The sequence below is a fragment of the Rhodococcus sp. NPDC019050 genome, from assembly GCF_055664235.1.
The window spans coordinates 79,946-94,776 of the sequence record NZ_JBVOON010000002.1 but is presented as its reverse complement, the minus strand read 5'-3'; the positions used below and the strand labels follow the sequence as shown (position 1 = coordinate 94,776).

15 protein-coding genes are annotated in these 14,831 nt (G+C 67.8%); 1 reads left to right on the top strand and 14 read right to left on the bottom strand.

The features are described from left to right. Window positions 1-65 precede the first annotated feature (65 nt). The 6 genes from AC0B44_RS03015 to AC0B44_RS02990 form a co-directional block, all read right to left on the bottom strand. Window positions 66-380 (bottom strand): DUF2469 domain-containing protein, encoded by a 315-nt coding sequence (locus tag AC0B44_RS03015; RefSeq protein WP_072698634.1) that lies wholly within the window; start codon window positions 378-380, stop codon window positions 66-68. 37 nt (window positions 381-417) lie between these two features. After that, window positions 418-1,125, bottom strand: coding sequence for a ribonuclease HII (locus tag AC0B44_RS03010; RefSeq protein WP_471901452.1), 708 nt, complete (start codon window positions 1,123-1,125; stop codon window positions 418-420). Continuing rightward, window positions 1,122-1,976, bottom strand: coding sequence for a signal peptidase I (lepB, locus tag AC0B44_RS03005; protein WP_471901451.1), 855 nt, complete (start codon window positions 1,974-1,976; stop codon window positions 1,122-1,124). Before lepB ends, AC0B44_RS03010 begins: the two co-directional genes overlap by 4 nt. A 105-nt stretch (window positions 1,977-2,081) precedes the next feature. Then, the gene (gene rplS / locus AC0B44_RS03000; RefSeq protein WP_072698636.1) at window positions 2,082-2,423 is read right to left on the bottom strand and encodes a 50S ribosomal protein L19; all 342 of its coding nucleotides are present in this window, start codon (window positions 2,421-2,423) and stop codon (window positions 2,082-2,084) included. Between the two features lie 81 nt (window positions 2,424-2,504). Next, window positions 2,505-3,416, bottom strand: a complete 912-nt coding sequence (locus tag AC0B44_RS02995) for a hypothetical protein (RefSeq protein WP_471901450.1) — start codon at window positions 3,414-3,416, stop codon at window positions 2,505-2,507. A gap of 96 nt (window positions 3,417-3,512) precedes the next feature. Continuing rightward, window positions 3,513-5,879, bottom strand: a complete 2,367-nt coding sequence (locus AC0B44_RS02990; RefSeq protein WP_471901449.1) for a Tex family protein — start codon at window positions 5,877-5,879, stop codon at window positions 3,513-3,515. 235 nt (window positions 5,880-6,114) lie between these two features. On the opposite strand from AC0B44_RS02990, the gene AC0B44_RS02985 reads away from it, so the two are divergent. Continuing rightward, window positions 6,115-7,017 carry a serine hydrolase gene (locus AC0B44_RS02985; protein WP_471901448.1) on the top strand — a complete coding sequence of 301 codons (903 nt, stop codon included), beginning with the start codon at window positions 6,115-6,117 and terminating at the stop codon, window positions 7,015-7,017. A gap of 12 nt (window positions 7,018-7,029) precedes the next feature. Here the strand turns inward: AC0B44_RS02985 and trmD are convergent, their stop codons facing one another. From trmD to AC0B44_RS02945, 8 genes are all read right to left on the bottom strand, one after another. Continuing rightward, complete coding sequence (gene trmD, locus AC0B44_RS02980) at window positions 7,030-7,737, bottom strand: tRNA (guanosine(37)-N1)-methyltransferase TrmD (protein WP_471901447.1); 708 nt, start codon at window positions 7,735-7,737, stop codon at window positions 7,030-7,032. Between the two features lie 4 nt (window positions 7,738-7,741). Further along, entirely contained in the window at window positions 7,742-8,335 is a 594-nt protein-coding gene (rimM, locus tag AC0B44_RS02975; RefSeq protein ID WP_471901446.1) for a ribosome maturation factor RimM, read from the bottom strand. 10 nt (window positions 8,336-8,345) lie between these two features. Next, the gene (locus AC0B44_RS02970) at window positions 8,346-8,588 is read right to left on the bottom strand and encodes an RNA-binding protein (protein ID WP_072698641.1); all 243 of its coding nucleotides are present in this window, start codon (window positions 8,586-8,588) and stop codon (window positions 8,346-8,348) included. Then, complete coding sequence (gene rpsP, locus AC0B44_RS02965) at window positions 8,588-9,022, bottom strand: 30S ribosomal protein S16 (RefSeq protein WP_072698642.1); 435 nt, start codon at window positions 9,020-9,022, stop codon at window positions 8,588-8,590. Before rpsP ends, AC0B44_RS02970 begins: the two co-directional genes overlap by 1 nt. 173 nt (window positions 9,023-9,195) lie before the next feature. Then, entirely contained in the window at window positions 9,196-10,302 is a 1,107-nt protein-coding gene (locus tag AC0B44_RS02960) for an amidohydrolase family protein (protein WP_471901445.1), read from the bottom strand. 6 nt (window positions 10,303-10,308) lie between these two features. After that, window positions 10,309-11,877 (bottom strand): signal recognition particle protein, encoded by a 1,569-nt coding sequence (gene ffh / locus AC0B44_RS02955; protein ID WP_471901444.1) that lies wholly within the window; start codon window positions 11,875-11,877, stop codon window positions 10,309-10,311. 112 nt (window positions 11,878-11,989) lie between these two features. Beyond that, entirely contained in the window at window positions 11,990-14,503 is a 2,514-nt protein-coding gene (locus AC0B44_RS02950) for a [protein-PII] uridylyltransferase (protein ID WP_471901443.1), read from the bottom strand. Continuing rightward, window positions 14,493-14,831 carry a P-II family nitrogen regulator gene (locus AC0B44_RS02945; RefSeq protein ID WP_072698645.1) on the bottom strand — a complete coding sequence of 113 codons (339 nt, stop codon included), beginning with the start codon at window positions 14,829-14,831 and terminating at the stop codon, window positions 14,493-14,495. The genes AC0B44_RS02950 and AC0B44_RS02945 overlap by 11 nt, the downstream gene beginning before the upstream one ends.

Sequence of the window (14,831 nt, the reverse complement as noted above, 5' to 3'; positions counted from 1 at the left end):
GGAAAGACGCAGACAGCGTGATCTGTGGATGAGGACGGGCGTTGTGGACAAGCCCTCCAGCGGGGCTATCCCAGCTTGTCGGGCAGTCTCAACTCGGGCTTGTCGAGTTCTTCGATGTTGACGTCCTTGAAGGTGATGACCCGGACATGCTTGACGAAGCGGGCGGGCCGGTACATGTCCCACACCCACGCATCGGACATGCGTACTTCGAAATACACCTCGCCGCTCGCGTTGTGCGGCAGCAATTCGACCGCGTTGGCGAGATAGAACCGTCGCTCCGTCTCCACGACGTACGCGAATTGACCGACGATGTCCCGGTACTCCCGGTACAGCGAGAGCTCCATCTCGGTTTCGTACTTTTCGAGATCCTCGGCACTCATCGCTCTCGGTGTCCTCCCAGTCTGGTGTGTCCTGTCATCATCCCGCATCTGCCTCGTCGATGAACAATCGCCGCCGGAACGGGCCCTCCCCGGACACCGCCGAGACGTTCGCCCATGATCGTCGATGCTGCGGGCACGGGCCGCGATCCCTCAGCGCGGCCAGATGGGTCGGTGTGTTGTATCCCTTGTGTACCGCGAAACCGTACCCCGGTATCTCCCGGTCCAGTTGCACCATGATGCGATCGCGTGTGACCTTGGCGAGGATGCTGGCCGCCGCGATGCAGGCCGCCGCGCCGTCTCCCCCGATCACCGGAAGCGACGGCACGGGCAGACCGGGCACCCGGAATCCGTCGGTGAGCACGTAACCCGGTGCCAGCGACAGGCCGGCCACGGCGCGTCGCATGCCTTCGATGTTGGCGACGTGGATGCCGATCGCGTCGATCTCCGCGGCCGGCACCTCCACGACACTCCAGGCGAGAGCGCGTCGTGTGATGACCTCGTACAACTCCTCGCGAGTCTTCTCGGTCAGCTTCTTCGAGTCGTCGAGCCGGTCGAGCGACGGGTGCGGTTTCGGGCCGAGGATGCAGGCCGCGACGACCAACGGCCCGGCGCAGGGGCCCCGTCCGGCCTCGTCGACGCCCGCGACCGGACCGAGACCACACCGCACCAGCGCGGACTCCATCGTTCGCAGGCCGGAGGATCGGCGGATCACGGGCCGCGGGGGCCAGTTGTTCTGAACGGTCACGAGGGCTGAATCTCCGGAGAGTCGATCAGGCCCCACCTTCCGGGGGGCAGCACGATGAACTGGGCCTTACCGATCACATTGTCCAGGGGAACGGCACCCTGGTATTCGTCGCCGACGTGATAGCGGGAGTCCGCGGAGTTGCTGCGGTTGTCGCCCATCACCCACACGGCGTCGTCGGGGACGGTGACCGGTCCGAAGCAGCGCCCGGACGGCACGTCGGTGTCGCAGTCGACGACGCCGGGCGTGAACGGGTAGTCCATCGTCACGTACGGCTCGTCGAGCGGTTTTCCGTCGACGAGGACGCGTCCCTGATCGTCGCAGCACTCGACCGTCTGACCCCCGACCGCGACGACACGCTTGACGAGATCGTTCTCGTCGGGAGGCACGACACCGACGAGAGACCCGACCTCCTCGAGACCGCGGAGGACGACATTGTCGGAGCGGGTGGAGACGTATCCTTCGGACCACGAATCGGGTCCCTTGAACACGATGACGTCGCCCGGACGGGGATCGCTGAAGCGGTAGCTGATCTTCTCGACCACGATCCGGTCACCGGTACATCCGGGGCATCCGTGGAGCGTGGGTTCCATCGACTCGGACGGGATGAGGTACACCCGCGCAACGAAAGTCTGCAGCAGGAAGCTCAGTGCCAGCGCGACCACGATGAGGATCGGTAGTTCACGCCAGAAGGACTTTTCCTTCTTCTTGTCGTCTTTGCGGGAGAATCCGCCACCCGATTCGGTGTCCTCACGCCGGTGGTGGGCACCCGATGTTCGGTCGTGGGATGCGACGGCGTCGTCGCGGTAACGGTGCGCACCCGGACCGGCCGGATCGTGCGGAGAATCTGCCACGACGACAGCCTAGCGTCTGTGCCCTCGCACCCCCCGAACGGCAACAACCCGGCGCGGACGAAGGTCCGTGCCGGGTTGTCGAACGCTTGGTTCAGCGCGTGGAGATCAGCGCTTTTCCTTGATCTTCGCAGCCTTGCCGCGGAGGTCGCGCAGGTAGTACAGCTTGGCGCGACGCACGTCACCGCGGGTGAGGACGTCGATCTTGGCAATGTTGGGGCTGTGCACCGGGAAGGTGCGCTCGACACCCACGCCGAACGAGACCTTGCGGACGGTGAAGGTCTCGCGGACGCCGCCGCCCTGACGCCGGATCACGACGCCCTTGAAGACCTGCACGCGCTCCTTGGAGCCCTCGATAACCTTGACGTGCACGTCGAGCGTGTCGCCGGGACGGAAGTCCGGGATGTCGTCGCGCAGCGACTTGGCGTCCAGAAAGTCCAGGGTGTTCATCGGTTACATCCTCTTGTTCGCTCGAGCAGAGGAACCTGGCGGCAACCGCCGTGAGGCGGGCTCGACCGGTTCGTACCCAGGTCAGGTAGGTGTGCCCGAACGGGGCAACCCGTCAATTGTGCCAGACGACGCCCCCGCAGGTGAAATCGAGGACGGCGGCGTTGCCGGATGCACCTGCCGGTCGAGTACCTCTTCGGCCTCGGTCTTCGAATTCTCGACGCTTCCACGGACGGTTTCGAGTGTCGGAGCGCCCGCGACGAGATCCTGCACGACGATCTTCACGCGGATCACGGGCCGCCGGATCCTGCGCTCCCGAGTGAGTGCCCGGGTCATCTTGCGCGAACCGGGTGCATACCGTGTCCGCGCCCACGGCGCCGCCGGCCGCGACAACCGGATCGCGCCCACCCACAGCAGCGGAGCGAAGAACAGCCCCACCAGGCCGGTCCAGATCTTTCCCTTGGCCAGCACGATGGTCGCCAGGATCAGATCGACGATCACGGACACCACGAGCGCAGCCCTGCCGACCAGGTCGCCGGTGTCCTCGAACTCTGCCGGATCACCGAGGTCCAGCGGCCGCAGCCCGACGAGCAGCATGCCGGTGACGGCGATCGCGACGAACACCGCGTCGACCGAGATGCGCCCCTCCTTCTCCCAGTAGACGTCGTTGAGGTAGAAGATCAGTGCGAATTCGTCGAGGGTGAGGGCGGCACCGATTCCGAAGAGCGCGGCGAACACGACCCCGGCCGCACGGTTCCCGTCCTCGTAGAAGGCAATCAAGCCACCTCCGGCTATCACCATGGCCACCACGCCGAACACCACGTGGTGCACGTGGACTCCGCCGGGGGTGACGTTGCCGGGCCACCACCGCACGTTCGCGCGGATCATCCGCACGCTGAGCCGGATGAAGGCGAACGCCATCACGAAGCCGACGAGGAAGCAGAGCAGGGGCAAGCGTCCCTCGTCGACGATTTCGCGGCGGAACCAGTCGAGCATCCCGGTTACCGCACAACCGGCGGCCAACCCATGCTGCTCAGCATCGCAGGTGCGGGGCCGCGCCGCGGCGCAACGCGACCCCGCACGAGCGTGCGACTACTTTCCGAATCCCGCCCGTCGCAGTGCGTCCGCCATCGACCCCGCGGCCGGACTCTCGGCGCGCCGGCCGGCGCCCTGCCCGTCGCGGGACCGATTGTTCCGTCCGTTTCCTGCCTCGGGCGTGTTGCCCCTGCCCTTGCCACCGGCCGGGGCGCCACCACGTCGTGCACCGCCGCGGGACGGACGGCCGTCCGACGCGTCGGGCGACGCCGTCGGCAGTTCGTCGTCGAGACGGAGGGTCAGGGCGATGCGCTGGCGCGGTACATCGACTTCGAGGACCTTCACCTTGACGACTTCGCCGGACTTGACGACGTCGTGCGGATCCTTGACGAAGCTCCGCGACATCGCGGACACGTGGACGAGACCGTCCTGGTGCACGCCCACGTCGACGAACGCACCGAAGGCGGCGACGTTGGTGACGACGCCTTCGAGCACCATGCCGGGCTTCAGGTCCCCGACCTTCTCGACACCCGCGGCGAACGTGGCGGTCTTGAATTCCGGGCGCGGGTCGCGACCGGGCTTCTCGAGTTCTCCGATGATGTCGGTGACCGTGGGCAGGCCGAACTTGTCGTCGACGAATTCGCCGGGACGCAGCGCCCGGAGCGTCGTGGTGTTGCCGAGGAGGTCACGGACGCCGGTCCCGCTGCGTTCGGCGATCCGTCGCACGACGGGATAGGCCTCGGGGTGCACGGCGGACGCGTCGAGCGGGTCGTCACCGTTGGGGATGCGGAGGAATCCGGCGCACTGTTCGAAGGCCTTGGGCCCGAGTCGCGGGACGCTCTTGAGGGCGCTGCGACTGGGGAACGGCCCGTTCTGGTCGCGGTGGGCGACGATGCTCTCCGCGAGCGACGAGGTCACTCCGGAGACGCGGGAGAGCAGCGGCACCGACGCGGTGTTGACGTCGACACCGACCGCGTTCACCGCGTCTTCGACGACGGCGCCGAGCGACCGGGCGAGCATCGTCTCCGACACGTCGTGCTGGTACTGGCCGACGCCGATGGATTTGGGATCGATCTTGACGAGTTCGGCGAGCGGATCCTGCAGGCGCCGCGCGATGGACACCGCGCCGCGGATCGAGACGTCGAGGTCGGGCAGTTCCTGCGAGGCGTACGCGGAGGCCGAGTACACCGACGCCCCTGCCTCGGACACCACGATCTTGGTGAGGCCCGCGGTGCCCAGCTTCGCGATCAATTCGGTGGCGAGAGCATCGGTTTCCCGGGACGCCGTGCCGTTGCCGATCGCGATCAGTTCGACGCCGTGCTTCGCGACGAGTTGCGCGAGAGTCGCCAGCGACTGGTCTCGCTTGTTGTGGGGCTGGTGCGGGTAGATGGTGGCGTGGTCGACGACCTTGCCGGTCGCGTCGACGACGGCCACTTTGGTGCCCGTCCGGAAACCGGGATCGAGACCCATGGTGGGTCGTGTTCCGGCGGGGGCCGCGAGCAGCAGGTCCTTGAGGTTCGCGGCGAATACGTCGACGGCGTCCTTCTCGGCGGACTGCTTGAGTCGCATCCGCAGGTCGACGCCCAGCGAGACCTGCAGTCGGGTGCGCCATGCCCACCGGACGGTGTCGAGCAGCCATCGGTCGGCTGCCCGGCCCTGGTCGGAGATCCCGAAGCGGGTGGCGATGCGGCCTTCGAAGTACGACGGCTGCCCCGGTTCCGGCTCGTCGGCGTCGGGAACGAGGGTGAGGGTGAGGACTTCTTCCTTCTCGCCGCGCAGCATCGCGAGGATGCGGTGCGAGGGAAGCTGGGTGAACGGTTCGGAGAACTCGAAGTAGTCCGCGAACTTCGCGCCTTCGGTCTCCTTGCCCGGCCGCACGGCAGCTTTCATGCAGCCGCGGGTCCACATGGCCTCACGCAACTCACCGACGAGATCGGGATCTTCGGCGAATCGTTCCACCAGGATCGCGCGCGCGCCGTCGAGTTGCTCGGCGGAGTATCCGGCGGGATCGGTGGTGGGGTCCGAGTAGAGGGCGTCGGCGACGGGTTCGTGGCCGGCTTCGCGGGCGATCTGGGCTTTGGTGCGCCGTTTGGGCTTGTAGGGCAGGTAGATGTCCTCGAGCCGGGCCTTGGTGTCCGCCTGCCGGATCTGGGCTCTGAGCTCGTCGTCGAGCTTGCCCTGGGCCTCGATCGATTCGAGGATCGCGGCGCGGCGCTCGTCGAGTTCTCGCAGGTATCGCATCCGCTCTTCGAGGGTGCGGAGCTGGGCATCGTCGAGTCCGCCGGTTGCTTCCTTGCGGTAGCGCGCGACGAAGGGCACGGTGGCGCCGCCGTCGAGCAGTGCCACCGCCGCGGCCACCTGGTGTTCGCGGACGTCGAGTTCGTCGGCGATTCGCCGGATGACGGTGTCGGGTTCGGTTGTCACGACGCTCGACCCTACATTTATCCTTGCGAGGCTCCCCCGGCGCCACATCGGGCCGGACGAAGGAGCATCGACGACGGACGCGTGGACGATCTGGAGCTGCGCGCCGCACAATGGCATATAGGAGCTATCGATGAATCGGGGTCGCCGGACCGGTGCTCGGTCGTACGCAACGGTGCTGCTTGCAGCAGCAACGGTAGTTGCGTGTGGATCGCAGTCCGACGGGTCGAAGGAGTTCGTGCCTGCTCTGGCCGCACTCCAGCCGGGTGTGGCGGATCTCGACACGTCCGTTGTCGCCATGCAGTTGGGTTCGGCGTCGCTGGACCCGGAGTCGCTGGGAGACCGGATCGACGCGGCCGCGGCTCTCGCCGAGAGCAGGGGCGCGCAGATGACCGTCGCGGTGCTGGACCGCAGCACGGGTGCGCGCACGATGGGTGGCGTGGACGAACCGATCGAGACCGCGTCGGTGGTCAAACTGTTCCTTGCCGACGATCTGCTCTTCCGTGAGTCGATCGGCAAAGTGGCGCTGAGCGAGGACGACCACGACCTCATCGAGAACATGCTGCGCGCGTCCGACGACACCGCTGCCAGTCTGCTGTGGGAACAGCACGGCGGTTCGGAAATGGTCGAACGAGTAGCCGAACGTCACAATCTGACCGGCACGACGCCTCCCTACTCGTCGTGGTGGTGGAACACGACGACGACCGCGTCGGATCTGCTCACCTGGTACGACGACGTGCTCGCCGGCCGCGGCGGCCTCGACGCCGAGGCGAGCGCCCGGATCATCGGGTATCTGACGGACTTCACACCCACTGGTGCGGACGGGTACGACCAGACGTTCGGCCTGCCCGCGGGGTTGCCCGGGGTGGCCGGTCTGGGTGTGAAACAAGGGTGGATGTGCTGCGTCAACGGCGAGTGGGTGCACCTGTCCACCGGATTCTTCGGTGAGGACCATCGTTTCGTCGTTGCTGTGACGTCGCGGGAAGAGGTCACCTACGAGGAGGGCGATCCCCGATTCGGCATGGGGATCCTTCCGGACCTGGCGCTCTACGACGTCACCGACGACGGCAGTGCTCTGCACGCACGCGACACGATGTCCCTCGCGGTGGAGACGGCGTTCGGCGGCGCGACGGACCAGTGACCGCTCGAGCGGTCAGTCCTCGCCGGTGAGCAGGTCGGGGCGGCGGTCGCGGGTGCGGGCGAGCGATTGCTCCCGGCGCCAGGCGGCGACCTTCGCATGGTCGCCGGAGAGCAGCACCGGCGGGACGTCGAGTCCGCGCCAACTCGCGGGCCGCGTGTAGCTCGGTCCTTCGAGGAGCCCGTCGGAGAACGAATCCTCTTGGTGCGACTGTTGATTGCCGAGGACTCCGGGGAGCAACCGGACGACGGCCTCGACCATGACGAGGACTGCTACCTCGCCACCGATCAGTACGTAGTCCCCGATGCTCACTTCCTCGACGCGCACCCGGCGCGCAGCGTCGTCGAAGACTCGTTGATCGATGCCTTCGTATCGTCCGCACGCGAAGACGATGCGCTTCTCCTGTGACCAGCGCTGAGCGGTGGCCTGGTCGAAACGCCGTCCCGCAGGGGTGGGCACGACGAGAAGGACGTCGGGGTCGGTGTCCCCGTCGGGTGCGGCGAGCACCTCGTCGAGCGCCGGGCCCCAGACGGTCGGTTTCATGACCATGCCCGGGCCGCCGCCGTACGGCGAGTCGTCGACCGCCTTGTGGACGTCGTGCGTCCAGTCGCGGAGATTGTGGATGCCCACGGAGATCAGGCCTTTGTCGATGGCCTTACCGAGCAGGGCTGCGCGCATCGGCGCAAGGTATTCGGGAAAAATGGTGACGACATCGAGTCGCACGGAACTACCTGTCTCCCTTGCCGTCCCGCTGTGACGCCTTCGAAGGGGGCTCCCCGAAGTCGGGATCGAGCAGGCCCTCGGGCGGATCGATTTCGACGATCCCGTCCGCGAGCGACACGGTCGGCACGATCTCGGTGACGAACGGGATCAGCAGTTCGGCGCGTTCGTCGTCGGCGGGGCGCAGCGAGAGCAGTTCCCCGGCGGCGGTGTGCAGGACTTCGCGTACGGTGCCCACGACGGTGCCGCCGTCGGGCCGGTTCGCGACGATACGCACGGTCAGCCCTTCGAGTTCGTGATCGTAGAACTCGTCGGGGTCGTCGGAGGGCGGCAGGTCGGCACTGTCGACGACGAACAGGGTGCCGCGCAACGCATCTGCCGTGGTGCGGTCGACGACTCCGCTCAGGCGCAGCAGAAGCCGCCCGGAATGCTCCCGGGCGGCTTCCACCGTGTAGTCCTGCAGGTTCTTCTCGCGGGGCTTACGGCCACGGAGGACCGAACCCACGGCGAAGCGATCCTCGGGTTCGTCGGTGCGAACCTCGACGACCACCTCACCTTTGATGCCGTGCGACTTCGCCACACGGCCGACCACGAGCTCCACCTGCGTACGCCTATCGGTCGGTGTCGACGACGTCGACGCGAATGCCCCGGCCACCGATGCCGGTGACGAGGGTCCGCAGCGCTGTGGCGGTACGTCCACCCCGGCCGATCACCTTGCCGAGATCGTCGGGATTGACGTGGACCTCGACGGTCCGTCCCCGTCGACCCGTGATCAGGTCGACGCGGACGTCATCGGGGTTGGCGACGATTCCACGAACGAGATGCTCGACGGCGTCGGCGACCACGGTGCTCATTACTCGGCGGCCTCGGTGGACTCGGCCTCGGTGGCCTCTTCCTTGGCAGCCTTCTTCTTCTTCGGGGTGGTCGCTGCGGCGGCCGGCTCGTTCTCGGCCTGTGCCAGAGCGGCCTGGAACAGCTCGAGCTTGGACGGCTTGGGCTCTGCCTTCTTCAGGGTGCCCTCGGCGCCCGGCAGGCCCTTGAACTTCTGCCAGTCACCGGTGATCTTCAGGAGGTTGAGGACCGGCTCGGTCGGCTGTGCGCCGACACCCAGCCAGTACTGCGCGCGCTCCGAATCGATCTCGATCAGCGAGGGCTCTTCCTTGGGCTGGTACTTGCCGATCGTCTCGATGGCCCGGCCGTTACGGCGGGTACGCGAGTCCGCGACGACGACGCGGTACTGCGGGTTGCGGATCTTGCCGAGACGGGTGAGCTTGATCTTCACAGCCATGGCTGTTTTCTCCTTCGAGGCGCGCTAGGCGCATGTCACGTGCAATTCGGACGACGTGCCCTTTTGGCACGCCCGGTTTTGCCTCTAACCTGTGACCGCCGCGCGGTACGTAACCGGATGCGACGACAGCGGTCCATTCTGCCAGATGGCTGAGCAAAGGACGAAACCGGTGCTCACGCGAGTGCCCGGGTCCGTCCGACGACCGCGCCCCGGAGCACGACGAGGTCCGGGGACGCTGCTGCCGGGTCGCGGCGCGGGTCGTCGGCGTAGACGACGAAGTCGGCGGGCGTTCCCGGTTGGAGGCTGGGGTGCCCGAGCCACGCGCGGGCCGCCCAGCTCGCCGCAGCGAATGCCTCGGTCGGGTCGAGACCCACCCGCCCGAGGGCGGCGATCTCGTCGGCGATCCGGCCGTGCCGGACGTGTCCTCCGGCGTCGGTCCCCGCGTAGATGGGGACACCGGCATCGTGAGCGGCGCCGATGGTGTCTCCGACGCGGGCGTGCAGATCGCGCATGTGTGCCGCGTAGACGGGGAAACGTGTTGCGGAGTCGGCGATCTCGGGAAAGTTGTCGATGTTGACGAGCGTGGGGACCAGCGCAGTGCCTGCGGCTGCCATCGTCGCGATGGTCTCGTCGGTCAGGCCGGTGCCGTGCTCGATGCAGTCGATTCCGGCCGCGAGCAGGCCCGGTAGTGCGTCCTCACCGAACACGTGGGCGGTGACGCGCGCACCCTCTCGATGTGCTGCCGCGATCGCGTCGACGAGAATCGCGTCGCTCCACAGCGGCGCGAGGTCGCCGGTCGTGCGGTCGATCCAGTCGCCGACGAGTTTGACCCAGCCGTCACCGGCACGCGCCTGGCGTGCGACCTCGTCGGGGAGTTGCGATTCGTCGTCGAGTTCGACCGGAAGGCCCCGGATGTAGCGCTTCGGCAGGGCGATGTGCCGACCGGCCCGGACGATGCGGGGCAGGTCCTGGTCGTCGTCGAAGCTGCGGGTATCGGCGGGAGATCCGGCGTCCCGGAGCAGGAGGACCCCCGCGTCCCGTTCGACGATCGCCTGCGCGCGTGCACCGGCGAGGTCTTCGATTCCCCCGCCGTAGCGAATGCCGACATGGCAGTGCGCGTCGACGAGCCCCGGCAGGATCCAGCCGTCGGCCGAGACCGTCTCCGCGCCGGGTATCGACTCGGACGTGAACATCCCGTCCGAGCCGACCCACAGGTCGACGGGCTCGCCGTCGAGTGTCCTGCCCCGCACCGCGAGCGGCGCGACGCTCCCCGCTGTCACGGAGAGTTATTTCTTCGGCATCTTGAACTGCGAGAAGTCGAATCCTTCGAGGCCCGGAGGCAGCTCGTCGAGACCCTTCGGCATCTTCGACAGGTCGGGCATGCCACCCGGCAGTCCACCGGGCAGGCCCGGGAATCCGCCGGGCAAGCCGCCCCGCAACTTCGGCTGAGTCGGGCCGCGTCCGCCCTTCTTGCCCTTCTTGCCCTTCTTCGACCGCTGGTTCTTGCGGGAACCGACGCCCATCTGGCCGGCCATCGCCGTCATCATCTTGCGGGCTTCGAAGAAGCGATCGACGAGTTGGTTGACGTCGGAGACCTTCACACCGGAGCCGTTGGCGATGCGGAGGCGGCGCGAACCGTTGATGATCTTCGGGTTGGCCCGTTCGGCGGGGGTCATACCGCGGATGATCGCCTGGATCCGGTCGAGCTGCTTCTCGTCGACGTTGGCCAGAGCGTCCTTCATCTGTCCGGCGCCGGGCAGCATGCCGAGCAGATTGGCGATGGGTCCCATCTTCCGGACGGCCATCATCTGCTCGAGGAAGTCTTCGAGGGTGAGCTCGCCCGAACCGATCCGGTTGGCGGTCGCTTCGGCCTGCTCGGCGTCGAAAACCTGCTCGGCCTGCTCGATGAGGGTCAGGACGTCGCCCATGCCGAGGATGCGGCTCGCCATGCGCTCGGGGTGGAAGACGTCGAAGTCTTCGAGCTTTTCGCCGGTGGACGCGAACATGATCGGCTGTCCGGTCAGCTCACGGACGCTGAGTGCGGCACCACCGCGCGCGTCGCCGTCGAGCTTGGTGAGCACGACGCCGGTGAAGCCGACACCTTCGCGGAAGGCTTCGGCGGTGCTGACCGCGTCCTGGCCGATCATCGCGTCGAGGACGAACAGCGTTTCGTCGGGGTGGACCGCGTCGCGGATCCCGGCGGCCTGAGCCATCAGTTCCTCGTCGATACCGAGGCGACCGGCGGTGTCGACGATGACCACGTCGTACTGCTTGGTCTTGGCCTCGGTGATGCCCTGCTCGGCCACCTCGACGGGATCCGCCGCCGTGATGCCGAGTGCGTTCTCGCCGCCACCGATGGACGTGCCGGGGTGGGGTGCGAACACCGAGACACCCGCGCGTTCGCCGACCACCTGCAACTGGGTGACGGCGCCGGGTCGCTGCAGGTCGCACGCGACGAGCAGCGGGGTGTGGCCCTGGTCCTTGAGCCACTTGGCGAGCTTGCCCGCGAGGGTGGTCTTACCGGCACCCTGCAGACCCGCGAGCATGATGACAGTCGGAGGGGTCTTCGCGAACCGCAGCCGGCGGGTCTCGCCACCGAGGATCTTGACGAGTTCCTCGTTGACGATCTTGACGACCTGCTGGGCAGGATTGAGGGCGCCGTGCACTTCGGCACCCTTGGCGCGTTCCTTGATCTTCTTGATGAAATCACGCACGACGGGCAGGGCGACGTCGGCTTCGAGGAGCGCGAGGCGGATCTCGCGGCACGTCGCGTCGATGTCTGCGTCGGACAGGCGCCCCTTGCCCCGCAGGTCCTTCAGGACCCCTGTCAACCTGTCGGAAAGGGATTCGAACACCGAATGCGCTCCTGGGCTATGACGAAGATGCGGACAATTCTGCGAACCAGGGTAGCCGCTCCCGATACATGAGCATCGAGTGCGGCCACCCATGCGGCAGGATCGCGGTCGTTCAGGTCTCCGTTCCGGCCTTCTTCGGCTCCGGGGCGGGCAGGACGGCGAGGAGTTCCCGCTCGAGGCGCTCCCGCGACGCGCGCGTGTCGAGCCCGGTCAGGTCCACTCCGAAGGCATCGACGACGGTCGTGCCGAGCGTCGTCACCCGTGCCCAGCGGACGTCGGCGCCCACCCGTTCGAACACGTCGGCCAACCGGCACAACAGGCCGAGGCGGTCCTCCGCCCGCAGTTCGAGCACCACCTGGCCGGGCTCGGATGCGTCGAACCAGATCAGGCGCGGTGGTGCTTGCGCATACGTGCCGGGCACGGCCTGCTCGGGCCGCTCCGGGGTGCGGCCCTCCCTCGCGGCGCGGTCTTTCGCGTCGAGTTCGGACAACAGATCCAGGTCGCCGGATCGGGCACGCCCGAGTTCCTGGCGAAGGAGGCTCGCCTCCGGCGGCGCACCGAACCGTGGCACCACCACGAACGTGTTGACCGTGCTGCCTGCATGGCTGCCGATCGACGCGGACAGCACCCGCAACCCGTGCAGGGCCAGGACCCCAGCCTCGTCCGACAACACACCGCGTTCGTCGGGAGCGATGAAGGTCGCTTCGTAGGTGCGGCCGTCCTCGCGGGGATCGAGCGCGACGTGCGTGGCACCCTCCGCGGCCAGCGCCGCCAGTTCCGGATCGATGGGGTCCGGAACGGGGAGTTCCTCGCCGGCCATCATCATGCGGCACCGCCGCACCAGTTCCCGGAGCAACGATGCCTTCCAGTCGCCCCACACTCCCGGGCCGGTGGCCTGCGAATCGGCTTCCGCCAGCGCGTGGAGCAGTTCGAGCAGCACCGGATCGCCGTCCAGTGCTTCGACGACCGACGCCACGGTCTCGGGGTCGTCGAGATCGCGCCGGGTGGCGGTGTGCGGCAGCAGCAGGTGGTGGCGCACCATCGCGGTCAGCATGCCGAGGTCGGAGGGCCACAAACCCATCCGACGGCCGATCTGCTGGACCAGTTCGGCCCCCACGACGCTGTGATCCCCACCCCGGCCCTTACCGATGTCGTGCAGCAACGCCCCGAGGACGAGCAGATCGGGACGTGCCACGCGCGTGGTGAGTTCGCTCGCGTACACCGCGGTCTCGACGAGATGCCGGTCGACGGTCCAGGTGTGGATGGCATCGCGCGGCGGCAGGTCGCGCACCGCACCCCATTCGGGGAGCAACCGGCCCCACAGGCCCGTCCGGTCGAGGGATTCGATGACGTCCACCGCGCGTCGCCCGGAGCCGAGCAGGACGAGCAGATCGTTGAGCGCCTCTCGCGGCCACGGTTCCCGGAGTTCAGGTGCGTTGTCGGCGAGCCGGGTCAGTGTGGCGGCGGAGATCGGCAGACCGGCCTGGGCGGCGGCGGCCGCGACGCGGGTGATCAGTCCCGGGTCCCGCCGCGGATGTGCGTCGCGGGCGAGTGCCACCTCTCCCCCGTGCTCGACGACACCCTCGTCGAGCGGTCTGCGCACCGGCCCGCGCCGCAGCCGCGACAATCCCCTGCGGGGCAGCGAGTTCGCGGCGGTCCTCAGCCCGACGTCCACCGAATAACTCACCGTCCGTGCGGATTCGGTGAGTACGCGGGCGAGGTCGAACCGGTCTCCGATACGGAGAGCGGCGCCGATCTCGTCGGCGTCCTGGGCGCGAAGCTGATCGCGTCCGCGCCCTGCGACGCGATGCAGCTCGGTGCGCACATCGAGGAGCCGGCGGTGCGCGACAGCGAGACCGCCGCCGGGTACCTCCGGTCCGAGACCAGGCATGCCATCGGTGAGCTGCGCGACGGACAGAGCATTGAGCAGCTGTACGTCCCGCAGCCCTCCGCGACCGCTCTTGAGGTCGGGTTCGGCGCGGTGCGCGATCTGCCCGGTGCGCCGCCATCGGGTTTCGGTCATTTCAAGCAGTTCGTCGAACCGCGACCGGATTCCGGTGCGCCACTGGCGCCGGACCCCACCGATCAGCAGGTTGCTCAGCTCGACGTCACCGGCGATGTGCCTGGCCTCGAGCATGCCGAGAGCCGCTGTCAGATCCGACGAGAACACCTGCAGCGCCTGCGGGACCGTGCGGACACTGTGGTCGAGTTTGATGTGGGCGTCCCACAACGGGTACCAGAGCTTGTCGGCGACGCGGGAGACGACAGCACTGTCCATGTCGTCGTGCAGCAGGATCAGGTCGAGGTCCGAATAGGGCAGCATCTCGCGCCGGCCCAGGCCTCCGACGGCGACGATCGCGAAGCCGCAGTCGTGCTTGATGCCCAGTTCCGCACCCTTGGTGGTCAGCCAGAATTCGTGGAGGTCGACCAGTGCGTGTCGCAGTGCAGGCGTGTCGAGGCGGCGGTTCCGTGAGGTGCCGGCCAGGAGGGCGTCGCGGGCTGCGGTGAGGTCGGCGGCTCCGGCGTGGACGGTGTCGTGGCCCGAAGACACCGAGGGCCCCGGTCCCGCCGCCGAAGCGGCGGGGCCAGGGCCTCGAGTTCCGGACCCGTTTGGGTCAGAGTGCATCCGTTCCTCGTTCTCCCGTGCGCACTCGCACCACCGACTCGACGGGGGTGATCCACACCTTGCCGTCGCCGATCTTGCCGGTGCGGGACGCCTCGACGATGGTCTCGACGACCTTGTCGACCGCGGAGTCGTCCACGACAACCTCCACGCGCACCTTGGGCACGAAGTCCACGGAGTACTCGGCGCCGCGGTAGACCTCGGTGTGGCCCTTCTGGCGTCCGTAGCCCTGCACCTCGCTGACGGTCATGCCGAGCACACCCGCCTGTTCGAGACCTGCTTTGACGTCCTCGAGCGTGAACGGCTTGATGATTGCCGTGATCAGCTTCAT